At 32.2% G+C, this 16,355-nt stretch carries 17 protein-coding genes; 16 read left to right on the forward strand and 1 reads right to left on the reverse strand.

Annotated features, from left to right (window positions below; genetic code table 11):
• Nucleotides 1–18: 18 nt before the first annotated feature.
• From D1818_RS06740 to D1818_RS06815, 16 genes are all read left to right on the forward strand, one after another.
• A complete protein-coding gene (locus D1818_RS06740) occupies nucleotides 19–1,344 on the forward strand; it encodes an SH3 domain-containing protein (protein WP_118457265.1) in 1,326 nt (441 codons plus the stop codon).
• A gap of 120 nt (nucleotides 1,345–1,464) precedes the next feature.
• A complete protein-coding gene (locus D1818_RS06745) occupies nucleotides 1,465–1,914 on the forward strand; it encodes a GNAT family N-acetyltransferase (RefSeq protein WP_118457267.1) in 450 nt (149 codons plus the stop codon).
• Nucleotides 1,915–2,102: 188 nt separating this feature from the next.
• On the forward strand, nucleotides 2,103–3,884 hold the full coding sequence (locus D1818_RS06750) for a type VI secretion system Vgr family protein (protein ID WP_118457269.1): 1,782 nt from the start codon (nucleotides 2,103–2,105) through the stop codon (nucleotides 3,882–3,884).
• Between the two features lie 16 nt (nucleotides 3,885–3,900).
• A complete protein-coding gene (locus tag D1818_RS06755; RefSeq protein WP_118457272.1) occupies nucleotides 3,901–4,848 on the forward strand; it encodes a hypothetical protein in 948 nt (315 codons plus the stop codon).
• Nucleotides 4,845–6,068 carry a PAAR-like protein gene (locus tag D1818_RS06760; RefSeq protein ID WP_118457274.1) on the forward strand — a complete coding sequence of 408 codons (1,224 nt, stop codon included), beginning with the start codon at nucleotides 4,845–4,847 and terminating at the stop codon, nucleotides 6,066–6,068. The genes D1818_RS06755 and D1818_RS06760 overlap by 4 nt, the downstream gene beginning before the upstream one ends.
• Nucleotides 6,068–6,733, forward strand: a complete 666-nt coding sequence (locus tag D1818_RS06765; protein WP_118457277.1) for a hypothetical protein — start codon at nucleotides 6,068–6,070, stop codon at nucleotides 6,731–6,733. The genes D1818_RS06760 and D1818_RS06765 overlap by 1 nt, the downstream gene beginning before the upstream one ends.
• Nucleotides 6,730–7,029 (forward strand): hypothetical protein, encoded by a 300-nt coding sequence (locus tag D1818_RS06770; protein ID WP_118457279.1) that lies wholly within the window; start codon nucleotides 6,730–6,732, stop codon nucleotides 7,027–7,029. Before D1818_RS06765 ends, D1818_RS06770 begins: the two co-directional genes overlap by 4 nt.
• Nucleotides 7,030–7,236: 207 nt before the next feature.
• Nucleotides 7,237–7,797, forward strand: a complete 561-nt coding sequence (locus D1818_RS06775; RefSeq protein WP_118457281.1) for a hypothetical protein — start codon at nucleotides 7,237–7,239, stop codon at nucleotides 7,795–7,797.
• 24 nt (nucleotides 7,798–7,821) lie between these two features.
• Complete coding sequence (locus D1818_RS06780) at nucleotides 7,822–8,376, forward strand: hypothetical protein (RefSeq protein WP_118457283.1); 555 nt, start codon at nucleotides 7,822–7,824, stop codon at nucleotides 8,374–8,376.
• Nucleotides 8,377–8,715: 339 nt separating this feature from the next.
• Nucleotides 8,716–10,056, forward strand: coding sequence for a M28 family peptidase (locus tag D1818_RS06785; RefSeq protein WP_118457285.1), 1,341 nt, complete (start codon nucleotides 8,716–8,718; stop codon nucleotides 10,054–10,056).
• A gap of 43 nt (nucleotides 10,057–10,099) precedes the next feature.
• A complete protein-coding gene (locus D1818_RS06790; RefSeq protein ID WP_118457287.1) occupies nucleotides 10,100–11,038 on the forward strand; it encodes an alpha/beta hydrolase in 939 nt (312 codons plus the stop codon).
• A 12-nt stretch (nucleotides 11,039–11,050) separates the two neighbouring features.
• Entirely contained in the window at nucleotides 11,051–12,691 is a 1,641-nt protein-coding gene (locus D1818_RS06795) for a M1 family metallopeptidase (protein ID WP_118457289.1), read from the forward strand.
• 11 nt (nucleotides 12,692–12,702) lie between these two features.
• Nucleotides 12,703–13,512: an arginase family protein gene (locus D1818_RS06800; RefSeq protein ID WP_158596972.1), complete on the forward strand. Its 810-nt coding sequence runs from the start codon at nucleotides 12,703–12,705 to the stop codon at nucleotides 13,510–13,512.
• A gap of 8 nt (nucleotides 13,513–13,520) precedes the next feature.
• The gene (locus D1818_RS06805) at nucleotides 13,521–13,817 is read left to right on the forward strand and encodes an ankyrin repeat domain-containing protein (protein WP_118457293.1); all 297 of its coding nucleotides are present in this window, start codon (nucleotides 13,521–13,523) and stop codon (nucleotides 13,815–13,817) included.
• Between the two features lie 63 nt (nucleotides 13,818–13,880).
• Entirely contained in the window at nucleotides 13,881–14,048 is a 168-nt protein-coding gene (locus D1818_RS06810; protein ID WP_118457295.1) for a Lacal_2735 family protein, read from the forward strand.
• Between the two features lie 67 nt (nucleotides 14,049–14,115).
• Nucleotides 14,116–14,607, forward strand: coding sequence for a CIA30 family protein (locus D1818_RS06815; protein ID WP_118457298.1), 492 nt, complete (start codon nucleotides 14,116–14,118; stop codon nucleotides 14,605–14,607).
• A 48-nt stretch (nucleotides 14,608–14,655) separates the two neighbouring features.
• On the opposite strand, the gene D1818_RS06820 is transcribed toward D1818_RS06815, so the two are convergent.
• Nucleotides 14,656–16,296, reverse strand: coding sequence for an ABC-F family ATP-binding cassette domain-containing protein (locus D1818_RS06820; RefSeq protein ID WP_118457300.1), 1,641 nt, complete (start codon nucleotides 16,294–16,296; stop codon nucleotides 14,656–14,658).
• Nucleotides 16,297–16,355 lie beyond the last annotated feature (59 nt).

Here is a 16,355-nt window from a genome sequence, read left to right on the forward strand (position 1 = left end):
CTAAAAAAACGTAAAAACATGATTTCTAGAATTACGATAATATTAATTCTCAGTCTATTTTTTTCTTGCAAAGAAAAAAATCAGCAAGCTGTAAAAAAAACAAAAAATACAATATCAGAGCATGCAAAACAAAAAACAATCTCTCAGGATACTACCTATTATTATGTCGTAGAAAATGGCACTATTTTATATAGCGACATCAATATTAACTACAGTTCTGAAAAAATAGATACACTTGATTTTTTAGAACCTGTCGAGATTCTTAAAAAGCACAAAGATTTAAAACACACCGTTAGTTACGGTGGGTATTATAATCGCAAAGATTTAAAAGGATATATCTGTAAAATAAGAACCTTAAACGGAAAAGTCGGATTCATTTTTAATCAACATTTAAAAACTTATGATGAATTATCTAAGCTTTTAAAAATGAATGGATTTGATAAAAAAAGTATTATTAAAAACGGAAAACTATCAAAAGCGGAAGCGATGTTACGATTGTCTAACAGTTTTGACGATAAACCTTCTAAAAATTACTTTTATACGATTGCAAACAAATTATCTTTACGTAAGAAACCCTCCTTAGATGCACAACGAATTACAGTTTTGAAATATTTAGAACCGGTGGAAGTTATTGAAAATCTACCTAATAAAAAGGAAACTATTGAGGATGAAGAAGACGGACCTGTTCACGGAAACTGGTGTAAAGTAAGATTATTAAATGGAACGGAAGGTTATGCTTTTAATGGGTACATCATCCCATTTAACAAATTATCTGAAAAGCTAAATCCAAAAGGAATTGAAGGCAATGAACTTCTAATCAACGGAAAGTTAAAAACAATATCGCCACTAAATGATTTTTTAGAAGTTATGGGAAGACCAGATAGTATTCGGTCATATAATGTAGTTGAAAATGATTTTTCTGACAAAACCAAAAGGGAATATGAAAATGAAATTTTGCATATTGTTCAAGACATTCCCTATAATTATTTAGAATACGGTGAAGGAGGTTGGATCTATGATGATATCAACATGAAATATTACTACAAAAACGGAATTGAATACGAAGAACTAAATGGCGAAACTGCTTTTTCTAATATTGATTTCACGATAAATAATAATTACTTAGAATATAACGGATTTAGGATTGATAGTTCAACTACATTAAAAACAATTACAAAATTATTCCCAATACAGTTTATAAGCAGAAGACAGCGATATAATCATAATGACGGAATGCTATTTCAATTTGGAGCTATTAGAGAAAAAAATAATGGAAGTGAAATTTATTGGCAATTATATTGTTCCAAAAAAACAGAATCATTTAACGTATACTGGTATGATTAAAAAGATAAGAACAAATACTTATTTTTGGTTTAGTATTAATCTGAAACTTAGTAAAGATCTTCTACCCTACCTTTCATATAAAACATCTTTGTAAGTAATCTAAATCACTAGGAAACTAACATGAAAACAATAAGAATAAAACAAGCCGAGAAAAATGAAATAAATTGGATAAATGTAAAATATTCTGAAGTAGGTTTTGTAAAATCCAATTATGAAAACGAGTATATCATTATTGCTAAAGTAGAAAATGAAAATGCTGGACTCGGTAGATTAGTCCAAATTGACAACAATAACATAGAGCTTGGAGGAATTTACGTATTTCCAAATTTTAGAGGTTTTGGAGTTGCAGAAAAGATAGTTCAGCATTTATGTGAGGAAAACTCATTCGGTATAGCAACCATCTGGTGTTTACCCTTTGAAAACTTATCGAATTTCTATTTAAAATTCGGGTTTCAAAATTCTAAGCATGTAAAAATTCCTGAAAAAATAGCTCAAAAACTAAAGTGGTGTAATTCTGAAAGTAAGTATGATGAAAAAGTAATGCTTCTTTGTAAAACCAGTAAAATGTAACATCAAAGCATACAAAACAAAAAACATATACTCGTATATTGTAAGTAAAACATAAAGTAAGATGCTATTAAACGAAAATTAAAGTAACTCATCGAAAACAATTAATAATAAGGAGGAAAAACCGTTATTTAGGTAACAAATATGCTCATCGTAGTACTAATAGGAAAATCTAAAACCAACAATCATTTATGGCGCTGCAATCAAAATTAGATATTTACATAGGAGGAACACCTATAACCTCGTTCAAAACTTTTTCTCTTAAACAAAAAATAACGGAACATCACGATTTTGAGTTAGTTTGTAGAACAGATGTTTTAGAACAGCTATCAGGAGAAATGGTATCTCAGACTAAGAACTTTTTAGGAGAGTCTTTTATAGTACAAATAAAAGCTTTAGGATTCGTAGGAGGTTATAAAGAATTAGCGTTCAAAGGAATTGTTACATCTGTAAACAGTACTAAAGGATTCCAAAACGCCACAGGTGACAGCGTTGTAATTTCTGGTAAGAGTAGTTCTATAATAGCAGATGATGGTCCTCATTATGCATCTCATAATGATGTATCTTTATCTGATATCCTACAGAAAACATTTCAGGGATATGATACTTCTATGTTAGCATTAGCTTTTGACCCTACAAAAACAGATGCTTTACATTATAGTGTGCAGCAAAACGAAAGCTCATATGAATATGCAACTAGACTTGCCGCACAATACAGCGAATGGTTTTATTACAATGGCAATTCATTGGTTTTTGGAACAACTGAATATGACACCGTTCCTCTTTCTTATGGTATTGATCTACAGGAGTTTTCTCTAAAACTAGCTCCAAAACCTAATAAATACAAATACTTCACCAATGATTATTTAACTGATGAGCGACATGAAAAATCAACTACAGAAGTTGATACTGGAGTCAATGGATTTAATCAGTTTACAAATGATAAAAGTGAAGCTATATTCGCAAAAGAAACCGCTGTTTATATTAACTCATACGATGACGCTAAGTTAAAACAACGACTCGATACTCACGTCGTTCAACAAAAAAAGGCTACGGTAGTAAACCAAGTGATTGTAAAAGGAAAAAGTGATAATCCTGGGGTTAATTTAGGAGATGTAGTTACGATACAAGATGATATGACAGGGTATGGCTCTTTTAGAATCATCAAAGTAACCCACTCCGCATCAGAAAATGGGAAGTATCAGAATGAATTCGAAGGAATTACTGCAGAATTAGATGTATATCCTAATACAGATATGATGGCATTTCCTAAAAGTGAAACTCAGATTGCGACGGTGATGGAAAATGTTGATCCAGATGGATTGAGTAGAATTCGTGTTCAGTTTCCTTGGCAAAAACCTTATGGAGAACTAACTCCCTGGTTACGGGTTGTTTCGCCACACGCAGGAGGTGAAAAAGGATTTCACTTTATTCCAGAAAAAGGAGAAGAAGTCCTTATAGGCTTCGAAGGAGGAAATGCAGAACGACCTTATGTAATGGGAAGTTTATACACAGGCGCAGCACAGCCAGGAGCGTTCCAGAGTGATGCTAATGATATTAAAGCAATTCAATCCAGAAGTGGAACTAAATTGGTATTGGATGATAAAGAAGGCTCTACAACCATAACCGATCAAGGAACGGCTGGTATAAAACTAGATGGAAATGGACTTTTAATATCACAAGCTAATGAAAAATTTGAAGTTAATGTTGGTGATGAGTCTAGTACGCTGGTCATGGATAAAGACGGAAAAATTGACATTGTAGCAAAAGAAATATTTCAAGTCGTTGTTGGTGAAAGTTCTTTGATCTTAAAAAAAGATGGAACGATAGAACTTAAAGGTAAAAATATCACTGTAATCGGAGATACCATAGGATTATCAGGTAACGATAACATAAGTGTAATTTCTAAGAATAGCCAGGTTTATCTGGATGGAAATGCAAAGATTATTGGTTCTAATGTTGATATTAATTAAAAAATAATGTTAAGGAATGTCTAAGAAAAAAAGACTGAGTTTTTTATTGGATGAAGAAGATACAACTTCGGGAAATGTGCAAGTTGATGATGATTCTTTTTTCAATCCAGTAAACAAAACAAATAAAATACGTTATCGTTGCGAACAAACAAATAGTACACACAGTGATAAATCAATAATTTTCCACGCAAACATAAAAAAAGAATATCTCGTAGAGTTTCTGAAAAAAGAAAAAAACATCGTGTTTAATTCCGTTCTAGAAGATTATGTTTATAGTTCAGAACCCAAGCACTTTGAAATTGCAATGGATGCATTTCGAGATTTAGAATATTGGAAAGAAAATATTTCGTTGCAATTAAACGAGAATGGAAAAATAAAACAAATTCTTAATCTAAATAACTTATCAGAATCTTGGATCAAGTTTAAAACCAAAGTATTGCCTGATACCGATTTTTTTCAGGAATTAAAAAAAGCTAATAAAAATGCCGCAAAGGATATTATTGACAATGGAGATATTGAATTTAAAAATGAAAAAAACCTCATAAAAACATTAGATAAAAATGTCTTCTATAACATTTTACTTGATTCCTATCTAATAGACTTAGATCATAAAACAAAAATAACTACTTTGACATTTATATCACAGATATTCCAAAAAGTAAAAGTTAAATTGGAGATCTCAGAGACTACAATTAAAGAGGATAATGATTTTATTTATAAAAGAAAAGTAGGAACATTAATTAGAGATACATTAGACAATGAGGAGCTCATAAGACAGTATAATTTGTTTTACAAACCAATGATACAGTATAACTTTACAGAATATAATTACATATATAGACAATCTTATCGTATAGATAAGAAAACAGGCTATATAACTGAAGGAAAAGCTGTTTTTTCTGAACAAATTAAGAATAACTATGAATTTATAACAGAGTTTAATCTTAAACAGGTAAAGATATGAGTGCAAAATATATTCCTAATAAAACACCCGTTGTTTGTACATATCAAACTAGCCCAGCTCCTAGTGAACTAATAGTAACTAGAAGTGCCGTTACTGTAATGTATAAAAGTAAGAAAGAACCATTATTAACTATAGCGGATAAAAATATACAAGTAGCTTTTGCTTGCAAAATCCCTATGAATTTAGCAGGTTCGCTTTTTGCTTTTGGAGCTGGCTTATTATTGGGAGCTGCTTTGATTTTATCAGGACCAATAGGTTGGGCTGTTATAGCCGTTGGAGCTGCCGTTATGGCTGCTGGTGCAGTAACGTATGTCGTTGCAAAGGTATCGCATACTTGTACTCCCAATCTAGAAGCTGGAGCTTGGTCTTTGCAACATAGTACTGTAAAATTAGACCAAAGTCCGGCAGTTACCCAAATGTCAATTATGACTTGTGGAAAATCAGGGATTTTAAAACCAATTCTTGATCCAGGTCTGGCTCAGAAAGCAGCCGAAGAAATTGCCTTTGGGAACTCTGTTGAGGTTGGTGCTAATATGGCAATTTCATTTTTGTTTGGTTTTGGTTTAGTTTCAGCTGGTGCTGCAGGATGGGGTGCAGTAGGTAAAATGTTTTTAACCACTGCTATAGGTACACCATTGATATCACTAGCAACCACAGCAGAAAAAGATATCATTAGGTCTAATTCTTTAGAAGATAACGAAAGCTATGAAAATCTAAATGAAGTAGAAGGTCTTAGTTATGTGCCTGAATGGATAAGTGATACAGGAACTATAGATCCTAGTGACCCCGAAAACATTGGGGATGTATTAAGTTTTCAGAATTGGGAAGAGGCAAGAAGAATTTTAACAGAACGGGGAGTTGCAAAAGAGAACCTTCCTATATATGAAAGATTATATAGAATGCCTCGTTCCCAAAGAAGAGCAGCACTTAGAAATCTCAAAAAAACAAATCCTGAAATAGCAAGAGCAATAGAAAAACATGGAAGAACAAGCCTTACTAAAGATCAAGTACAAATAGAAAGAGTTAGTAATTCTGAAACAGTAAGAACAGGAAACAGACTAGCCGCAGCAAAAAAAATTGAATCATTTTCGGTAGTTGCTCTTATTCTCCCATTTGTTTCCACCTGGTTTACAGAAAGTGCTAGGAAAGAATTAGCAATTGCTGCTTCTATGGATTTAATAAGTGGACAAGGAACAATATCTGCGCAATCACCAATTTAATGTTTAGAAAAAATAATCTAAATTTACTTATTAAGATAGGGTATGGTTGTAGTGTTTTGATCGGAGTATTATTACTACTGTTATTACTAATTTCAATATTTTCTGATAACCTTAACTTTAGTCTTAAACTCCTATATATTATAATACCTGTAATAGCGTATGCGCTATATTTAAAGGTTATTGTCGAAATATACTATACCAAATTAGTTAATAAAGAAATCTCTGGTTGGCAAGAAATCCCCATAAAAATGGATAAAGTAGTAACTACTGAGGTTCATAAAAGAGTGTTTAACTATTATGGCATGGGTGCAAATGTTTACGAATATTATATCACCTTTTTTAATAAAGAACTTTCTAAACATGTAACTATTAGTTCTATAGGCCATCAGCCTACATATGATATCATATCTAGTTGGAAAAATAAGATGATTACAGTTTTTATGACTAAAGAAAATTTGCATAAAAAATATAACTATAATGAAAAGAAAAAAATAAGCAGTATCAAGGTTTTTAGGTTTATAAAAGACAGGTATGATTTGGAAGCTACATATGTACAAAGTGTGCATGAGTATATCGCTGAAAAAAGACAATTAGAAGGGCTTTTGATAATTTTCATACCACTGTTTATAAGTTTTTTCTGTATTTATTTAATAATTCAATTATGAAAACTACACAATTACTTTTTTTAGGTTTGGCTTTTTTTATTATCAGCTGCTCAGAATCCATTACTACTACCGTAGCTAAGCAAGCCTGTCAATGTATTGAGAATGATACCGCTAAAGACACTAGAGTTTGTACTACTAAAGTTATTATTGATAACAAAGAGATTTTAGAAAATGAATATAAAGAACAAGGCATTTCTTTATTAAATGAGAACAATGAGGTAAATCCATTTTATTTTCAATTAATATATATGACAATGTTACAAAGTGAATGTCCTGAATTAACTACTGGTAAATAGATTGGAATGATAAATTAAAAATGTGACTTTGATTCTCATTTATTCTTTATTTGATAGAGTTATTAATGATACCATATTAACTATTATAGAAGATGTAGCGCATAATATTCAGAGTACAAGTAAGTATATGTAAGAAAACTTGATTAAGGTATCGAGACATACACATCATATAGGATATATAAAGAAAAATTTATTTTTAAAACAGTAATGTATCGTTCTGAAGCACTTGCTATTTTTATTGCGTGTTTCGTTTTGGTATCCGGTATAATACTACCATTCTTATTAATGCATATATTTGAATTAAACGAATGGTATGAAACACTTTCTGGATTAATGAAGAGAGTATACAAATATGGTTCTGCAATGCTCTATCTATCCATAACGATGGCAATTCTCTCAACAATTTTCTTTAAAAAACTTATTATAGATTTAAATCAACAAAGAATATTTATAAAAACGAATTCGCAAAATATATTCATTGATACTCCTCTAAAGGATTTCGAATATATTAGTATTGTTGAGTATACTAAAACAGAAACAGATGGTGTTTTCTATATAAAGTTTAAACAAAAAACTAGCCGTTCCTTATTTTTAAAAACTTTGAAGAAGAATTTTCATAAAAACAAGAACATATATTACCAAGAGTTTTTAGCTTTCAAAAAGCATTTAGAATATTATTTACAAAATTCCAGTTATCAAACTATTAAAGAAAAAAAGAAAAACAAAATCATTAAAAAATACGTACTAAACGATTCTCAGGAGTTATAATATTTTGGATAAAAAATAACACACATGCAAAAAAAAGAGTTCGAATTCAAAGCTTTCATTTTTCGAAAATATTACCAAGCCGTTTTGGTTTTCCTTACGGGAAGTTTTCTAATAATTGGATTACCTTGGTTTATTATAACTGAGCTACTTTTTACTAGTTTAGGAAAGATATCACTATTTCCTACACTTATAATTTATACTATTATAATCACTCCGTTTACTTGGGTGTTTTTTAAACTTCTATTTCATTTCTTTTATTTGAAAACGTATGCCTTAGTAGGAGATAAAATTCTTATTAAGAGGGGTCATAAAACAATACTAGAATTAGATAGTAAAAAAATAACTCAAACCATTATTCGCAAAAATGATGACACTTCTTTAAAAAATCGCTACCGAACAATTGAATTAATCTGGAGTAAAAAAAAGCGTTTAAAAATTGTTAGTAGGGATAAAAATCAGGAAGGTGTTTTTAATGATTTTATCGAATCATATTTATCTTTTTTTAATATAGATTCTAATTCTTTGAGTAAGCAATTAATAAATAAACAAGGAGATTATAAATTAATATATAATCATTAACTTTTTAGAATTCAACTACAATGATTAGTTATTTACCATAAAGCAGCTGCAGATTTCACAGAAGAAGATATAGCAAACTTAGCTTACTCCTTAAAATAGGTTACAGTTATGGAGTTCTATTTGGTGGTTTATTACTAGTGCTATTATTAATTTCCATATCCTCAGATAGCCTTAACTTTAGTTTTAAACTCATACACTTTATCATTCCAGTAATGATATATGTAGTATATCTAAGAGTTTTTTGTTGAAAGATAGGAATAGCACTTGGTCTTATAAATTTGTTAAGGAGTAGTATCCAATGATCGCTTTTACTTAAATTAGGCGATCAAATTAACACAAATGAAGATCATTCTTACCTCAACACTCTTTTTATTTACAATCATTATAACCGCGCAAACCGATCAAAGAATATATGATATTATTGATGCCGTTTCTTCAGAAAGAATCGAAGCAGATATCAAAAAACTGGCAGATTTTGGCACAAGGCATACACTAAGCGACACAGTTTCAACAACAAGAGGAATTGGTGCCGCCAGGAGATGGATTAAATCAGAGTTCGATAACATATCTAAAACTTGCAATAATTGTCTAGAAGTTTTTTATCAAAAAGATTTGGTAAAAAAAGGTACTAATCAACGTATTGTTAAAGATGTTATGGTAGTGAATGTTGTTGCCATACAACGAGGTACAAAATACCCTAATCGTTTTATTATGATGAGTGGTGACATCGATTCAAGGATTACTGACCCAACCAATTTTACAGATGATGCTCCCGGAGCAAACGATAATGCCACAGGAATGGCTGGAGCTATTGAAGCAGCTAGAGTTTTATCTAAATATAAGTTCGAAAGTAGTATTATATATGTTGGATTATCCGGAGAAGAACAAGGCCTTTTTGGAGGTCAAGGCTTAGCGAAATACGCAAAAGAAAATAATTGGGATATTATTGGAGTCATGAATAACGATATGATCGGAAATATCAAAGGAGTAGACGGAGTAATAGATAACAGAACCTTTAGGATTTTTTCTGAACCTACGAATCTAACCGATGACAAAAAGACTGTAGAACGAAGACGTTTTTATGGTGGAGAAGTGGATGGAATCTCTCGTCAATTAGCACGATACATTTATAAAACCACCAAAACCTATATGCCGGAGATGAACCCAATGATGGTGTATCGTTTAGATCGTTTTGGTCGTGGCGGACACCATCGTCCATTTAATGATGCTGGTTTTGCAGGAATACGTATTATGGAAGCTCACGAAAACTATACGCAACAGCATCAGGATATAAGAGAAGAAAATGGAATCAAATATGGTGATGTAGTCGAACATGTGAATTTTGACTACGCAGCAAAATTAACGGCTGTCAATGCAATTAACCTGGCAGGTATTGCTTGGGCTCCTCCTACTCCAACCGAAGTTAAGATTGGAGGAATTGTAGAACCTTCTGCCAAGTTTAGGTGGAAAAAAGCAAATGACTCAAACATAAAAGGATATAAAATCTACTGGAGAGACACCACTTCTCCTACTTGGGATCATAGTCGTTTCGTTGGTGATGTAGATAACTTTACGCTAAATGGTATTGTTATTGATAATTACTTTTTTGGTATAGCAACAGTAGGAAAAGATGGTCACGAAAGTCCCGTAGTATTTCCTTCCGGAATTTTCAGAAAATAACCGAATTCTCATTATATTAACTATAATAATTTAACCACATCGAATGAAGTTTATTAAATCTATATCGATATTAACGCTGCTACTGTTATTTTCTTGCAAACAAGAACCGATTAAAAGAAAATTAATTGCGCAACTAGATACAGTAGAAAAAATATCTGTAAAAACTAAAGGTAGAGTTATCATTCATGAAAACTTTAAATCAGAACATGTTATCCCAAGAAATGTAGAGGTTTTTCTACCTGATGGCTATGATAGTAATTCTAAAGATAAATACAGTGTATTGTATATGCATGACGGTCAAAATGTATTTAATTCAAAGACATCCTATACAGGTATTGATTGGGGTGTTGATGAAACTATAGATAGTTTAATTAAAATCGGAAAGATTAAAAATACCATCGTCGTGGCTCCTTGGAATACCGTAAAAAAACGTTTTTCGGAATACATGCCAGAATCTCCATCTGAACTTACTAGCAGTGACGAAGTAAAAGCTGCTTTAAAACAAAACACTGGTTTTGATGATTTGTACTCGGACGAGTATTTAAAATTCTTAGTAGAAGAATTAAAGCCTTTTATAGACAAGACATATAATGTATACGCTAAAGTCGAAAACACCTCTATAATGGGATCTTCTATGGGAGGTTTAATATCTTTATATGCGATCTGTAAATATCCTGAGGTGTTTAGTGCTGCCGGATGTGTATCAACACATTGGCCCGTTCCTGTATTAGGAGAAGCTTATATAAAAACATTACCTGCTACCCTCCCAGATCCAAAAACGCATAAAATATATTTTGATTTTGGAACTGAAACATTAGATGCTCAGTATGAACCTTACCAGAAACAAGTAGATCAAATGATGAGGGATAAGGGATACATCGAAGGTGAAAATTGGATCACTAAAAAGTTTGAAGGTGCATCACACGATGAAAAAAGTTGGAATGAACGAGTACATATTCCCATTGAATTTTTATTGAAATAAATTGACACGTAAATGAATAAGCTTTTCTTAGTAGTATGTATTGTTTGTGGATTATCTCCAATTTTTTCGCAAACATCTCTTTTCGATCATCAACAAAAATTTACCAGACAGGATACGCTAAGAGGTTCTATTACTCCCGAAAGAGCTTGGTGGGATCTTACTTATAACCATCTGGATATATCCGTAGATCCTGAGAAGAAAACTATAAAAGGAAAGAATACTATACATTATAAAGTGTTGGAAAATCATAATGTCTTACAAGTGGATTTACAACCACCTTTGGTTATAGAAAAAGTGGTACAAGACGGAAAAGAACTAAAAGTAAATTCAGAAGTAAATGCTCATTTTATCACACTCCTCCAAACACAAAAGAAAGGTACTATCAATACATTAGAAGTTTACTACAGTGGAAAACCAAGAGAAGCAGTACGAGCACCTTGGGATGGAGGAATTTCCTGGAAAAAAGATAGTAATGGCAAACACTTTATTGCCTCTTCTTGTCAAGGATTAGGAGCCAGCGTTTGGTGGCCTAACAAAGATCATATGTATGATGAAGTAGATAGTATGTTAGTAAGCGTAACTGTTCCGAAGGGTTTGATGAATGTAGGTAATGGAAGACTTCGTAAAGTAGAAGAGCGTTCCCCTGACACAAAAACGTATCACTGGTTTGTGAGCAATCCTATCAATAATTATGGAGTTAATATTAATATTGGGGATTACGTTCACTTCGGTGAAAAATATGAAGGTGAAAAAGGAATCTTAGACATGGATTATTATGTATTAAGAGATAACCTCGAAGCTGCCAAAAAACAATTTAAAGATGCTCCTAGAACAATGAAAGCCTTCGAGCACTGGTTTGGACCGTATCCTTTTTATGAAGATAGTTTTAAATTAGTAGAAGTGCCTTATTTAGGAATGGAACATCAAAGCTCTGTTACCTATGGAAATAAATACGTAAATGGATATCTGGGAAATGATTTATCTGATACCGGATGGGGATTGAAATTTGATTTCATCATCATCCACGAATCAGGCCACGAATGGTTTGCTAACAATATTACAAATAAAGATATCGCTGATATGTGGATTCACGAAAGTTTCACAGCGTACTCAGAAAATCTATTTCTTGATTACCACTATGGTAAAGAAGCTGCTGAAGAATACGTAATTGGCACTAGACGTGGCATTAGTAATGATAAACCTATTATCGGGCAATATGATGTGAATCACGAAGGATCCAGTGATATGTATTATAAAGGAGCTAATATGTTACATACCTTGCGTCAGTTATTAGAAGATGACGATAAGTGGAGATCTATTTTAAGAGGTTTAAATAAAGAGTTTTATCATCAAACGGTTAGCACAAAGCAAATCGAAAATTTTCTTAGTGAAAAAACTAAAATCGATCTAACGGCCTTCTTTAATCAATATTTAAGAGACACTAGAATCCCTACTTTAGAATATGGTTTTGATGATAACGGACTAAAATATAGATACATAGATATTGTAGAAGATTTTGATATGCCTGTTCGTTTAAAAATTGATGGAAAAGATCAATGGATACAACCTAATGCCGAATGGCAAATCCTAAAATTGACTGCAAATGAAATAAGCATTGACCCAAATTTTTATATAAAAGCTAAATCTATTTAACAAGAGAACACGTGAAAATCTACTTTCCTCAGTGGCAAGGATCCGGAACAGGTAAAACCATAGAAAATGGAGCAAAAACCATATTGGATTATCTAGACGATCCAAAATTTATTCATGTACCATTATCGGAGATATCTGCTGGAAAAGATGGTACAAAAAAACATGATATTCATAATTACGATGCAATCACAGAACAGTTAACACGTCTGAAAAAAAGTATTGAGGAATCACAACCCAATACGATCAAAACTATCGGTGGAGATTGCGGATTAGAAATAGTTCCTGTCTCCTATCTTAATAAAAAGTATCCTAATCTTGGTGTCATTTGGTTTGATGCACATGCAGATATTAATAAACCTTGTGATTCCCCCAGTTGCAATTTTCATGGTATGCCACTAAGAACATTATTAGGCGAAGGGTCCGAGCATATGAATCCACTTCTATTTACTTTCATAGAAGCTTCTCAGATCCATTATGTTGGTGTAAGAGATATTGACGACACGGAACAAACTAGAATTAATGATGGCGAAATTTATGCACCAAAAAAGACCAATATTGCTGATTTAGTTAACACTTTACAATCAAAAAAAATAACAAACCTCTACTTACATTTCGATTTTGATTGTTTAGAACCTAAGGATTATAACAAAACCTATTATCAGGTTCCTAATGGAGTAACTATTTCTGAGGCAGAAGCTTGCATAAAAGCATTACAAGAAAATTTCTCTATAGTAGGCAGCAGTGTTTTGGAATCCATAACAACAGATATCTCAGAATTAAAACCTATCACTAAAATTATCAACATGTTAATAAAACAATAAGCAAATTTATGTCAGGAGGCAATTGGAAAGATATGCTATTAGCATCACAAACTGGAGATTTAGAGTTAGTAAAATATTATGTTAGAACAGGAATTGATATTAATTACCAACATCCTGAAGCTATGACCACTCCGCTTATTGAGAGTTTTAGGTTTGAACATCTAGATATTGCTAAATTTCTCCTCGAGAGTGGTGCCGATGTATACGCTAAAGAGGGGTTTAGTGGAGATACAGCATTATCAATAGCAACTGAAAAACAAAATCAAGAAGCCTTAGATTTATTGAGTCTTTATCTGAAAAAGTAATTTAAGATAACTTTCTGATATGTTTAAAGCCTTATATGCTACCTTTATAATAAAACCTTTGCTATGTTTACATTATTCAAAAAGAAATCAGAAAAGGAGCAACTTCAGAAAAAATATAGAGCTTTAATGGAAGAATCATATAAGCTATCACACACAAACCGAAAAGCTAGTGATACTAAACAAGCTGAAGCTGAAGAAATACTGAAAAAGATAGAACAACTGAAGGAGTAATTGATAAAAATCAAATATTTTATCAGCTATGAATACTATTTCATTTTGTATCTATATATCAATAATTATGTCATCCCTTATTATTTTTGATTTTAACAAAGATAGCAACCTATCCAATTGGAATGTTGTTGATGATGGCGTGATGGGTGGTTTATCACAAGGTAATTTCGAAATTAACAAGGAAGGTAACGCTGTTTTTGAAGGAACTGTTTCTTTAGAAAATAATGGTGGATTTTCTTCTGTGCGCCATCGTTTTGACACCCAAAAGGTGAAGGGATTTACAAAGGTTTTAATCAGGCTTAAAGGAGATGAAAAAAAATATCAATTTAGAGTAAAAACCAATAGTTATGATCGGTATTCTTATATTGCTCATTTTACAACTACTGGGAATTGGCAAACTATCGAGATTTCATTATCAGAAATGTACCCGGCATTTAGAGGTAGAAACTTAGATTTACCAAATTATCCAACAGAAACTATGCAAGAAATTGCATTTCTTATTGGTAATAAAAAAGCAGAACAATTCCGATTAGAAATTGATAAAATAGAATTGAAATAAAACTTGGGTTTCGGTTTTTATTCCTAATTAGTGTAAAGTAAATACCATTTAGGAATTCTTAAGATGAATCTCATTAAGGTTTTCCATTCTGTTTCGTTCTAAGAAAGCATCGATAGTTTCAAAATGTTCGATAACTCTTTTATCTTTAAATTCAAAAACTTTATTGGATAATCCTCTTAAAAAATCACGATCGTGAGAAACCAGTATCAGCGCACCATCGAAAGCTAACAAGGCTTCTTTTAAAACATCTTTAGATCTAATATCTAAGTGATTTGTGGGCTCATCCAAAATTAATACGTTGACTGGTTCCAGAAGCAATTTCACCATGGCAAGCCTTGTTCTTTCTCCACCAGAAAGCACACCCACTTTTTTATCGATATGATCTCCGCTAAACATAAATTGCCCAAGTATATTTTTGATCTGTGTTCTTACATCTCCTTTGGCAACCTCATCAACTGTTTGAAAAACAGTGAGATTAGGATCCAACAAAGCCGCTTGGTTTTGTGCGAAGTATCCAACTCTTGCATTATGCCCCAAGTCACACTGTCCTTCAAAGTCTATTTCACCCATAATGGCTTTAATCATCGTAGATTTCCCTTCTCCATTTCTTCCTACAAAAGAAACTTTTTCTCCTCTTGCAATAGACATACTGGCATCTTTAAAAACTACAAGATCATCATATTTTTTTGATAAATCTTTAGCTATTACAGGATAATCACCAGAACGAGCCGATGGCGGAAATCTAAGTTTTAGTGAAGAAGTATCTACTTCATCAATTTCTATAATATCTAATTTCTCTAGCATACGCTCACGAGAATTTACCTGATTCGTTTTAGAATAAGTTCCTTTAAACCTGTCTATAAATTGTTTGGTATCCGCAATAAACTTTTGTTGTTCCTGATATGCTTTTATCTGATGTGCACGTCTATCTTCTCTTAACTGCAAGTAGTGCGTATAATTCGCTTTATAATCATAGATTCTACCCATAGTAACTTCTATCGTTCTATTGGTTATATTATCTATAAATGCTTTATCATGAGAAATTACAATAACCGCTTTTGCTTTATTTAGTAAGAAATCCTCTAACCAGATTACCGATTCTATATCCACGTGGTTCGTAGGCTCATCCAAGAGAATCAGATCCGGTTTTTGTAGTAATATTTTAGCAAGCTCAATACGCATTCTCCAACCCCCGCTAAATTCACTAGTTGGTCGAGTAAAATCTGCTCTTTTAAAACCTAACCCCTGCAATGCTTTCTCTACTTCTGCATCATAATTTACCTCTTCTATAGCATAAAATTTTTCTCCTAAGTCAGTTACTTTTTGGATTATGCCCATATACTCTTCAGAATCGTAATCCGTGCGAGTTTCTAGTTCCTTATTAAGACGGTCCATTTCGCTTTGCATCTCGTGAATCTGACCAAAAGCTTTGGATGCTTCTTCAAATACAGTACAATCGTCATCCGTTAATAAATGCTGTGGCAGATATGCAATCACTGCTTCTTTAGGAGCTCGTACATTTCCTCTGGTTGCCTTTTGAGCGCCTGCAATGATCTTCATCATGGTAGATTTACCTGCTCCATTTTTACCCATTAGAGCAATTTTATCATTCTCATTAATTACAAAAGAAACATTGCTAAATAGGGTTTCTCCGCTAAACTCTACTGCAATTCCGTCTACAGAAATCATATTCTTTTTCTTTAAAAATGCAAAACTATAAAAAAGCAGGGGACAACAAAGGAATTATT

The sequence above is a fragment of the Aquimarina sp. BL5 genome (assembly GCF_003443675.1).
In the GTDB taxonomy this organism is placed as follows: domain Bacteria; phylum Bacteroidota; class Bacteroidia; order Flavobacteriales; family Flavobacteriaceae; genus Aquimarina.

Excerpts from the sequence above, each read along its gene's own strand:
- D1818_RS06740 (WP_118457265.1), top strand. The coding sequence starts at position 19 with ATGATTTCTAGAATTACGATAATATTAATTCTCAGTCTATTTTTTTCT.
- D1818_RS06745 (WP_118457267.1), top strand. The coding sequence starts at position 1,465 with ATGAAAACAATAAGAATAAAACAAGCCGAGAAAAATGAAATAAATTGG.
- D1818_RS06750 (WP_118457269.1), top strand. The coding sequence starts at position 2,103 with ATGGCGCTGCAATCAAAATTAGATATTTACATAGGAGGAACACCTATA.
- D1818_RS06755 (WP_118457272.1), top strand. The coding sequence starts at position 3,901 with ATGTCTAAGAAAAAAAGACTGAGTTTTTTATTGGATGAAGAAGATACA.
- D1818_RS06760 (WP_118457274.1), top strand. The coding sequence starts at position 4,845 with ATGAGTGCAAAATATATTCCTAATAAAACACCCGTTGTTTGTACATAT.
- D1818_RS06765 (WP_118457277.1), top strand. The coding sequence starts at position 6,068 with ATGTTTAGAAAAAATAATCTAAATTTACTTATTAAGATAGGGTATGGT.
- D1818_RS06770 (WP_118457279.1), top strand. The coding sequence starts at position 6,730 with ATGAAAACTACACAATTACTTTTTTTAGGTTTGGCTTTTTTTATTATC.
- D1818_RS06775 (WP_118457281.1), top strand. The coding sequence starts at position 7,237 with ATGTATCGTTCTGAAGCACTTGCTATTTTTATTGCGTGTTTCGTTTTG.
- D1818_RS06780 (WP_118457283.1), top strand. The coding sequence starts at position 7,822 with ATGCAAAAAAAAGAGTTCGAATTCAAAGCTTTCATTTTTCGAAAATAT.
- D1818_RS06785 (WP_118457285.1), top strand. The coding sequence starts at position 8,716 with ATGAAGATCATTCTTACCTCAACACTCTTTTTATTTACAATCATTATA.
- D1818_RS06790 (WP_118457287.1), top strand. The coding sequence starts at position 10,100 with ATGAAGTTTATTAAATCTATATCGATATTAACGCTGCTACTGTTATTT.
- D1818_RS06795 (WP_118457289.1), top strand. The coding sequence starts at position 11,051 with ATGAATAAGCTTTTCTTAGTAGTATGTATTGTTTGTGGATTATCTCCA.
- D1818_RS06805 (WP_118457293.1), top strand. The coding sequence starts at position 13,521 with ATGTCAGGAGGCAATTGGAAAGATATGCTATTAGCATCACAAACTGGA.
- D1818_RS06810 (WP_118457295.1), top strand. The coding sequence starts at position 13,881 with ATGTTTACATTATTCAAAAAGAAATCAGAAAAGGAGCAACTTCAGAAA.
- D1818_RS06815 (WP_118457298.1), top strand. The coding sequence starts at position 14,116 with ATGTCATCCCTTATTATTTTTGATTTTAACAAAGATAGCAACCTATCC.
- D1818_RS06820 (WP_118457300.1), bottom strand. The coding sequence starts at position 16,296 with ATGATTTCTGTAGACGGAATTGCAGTAGAGTTTAGCGGAGAAACCCTA.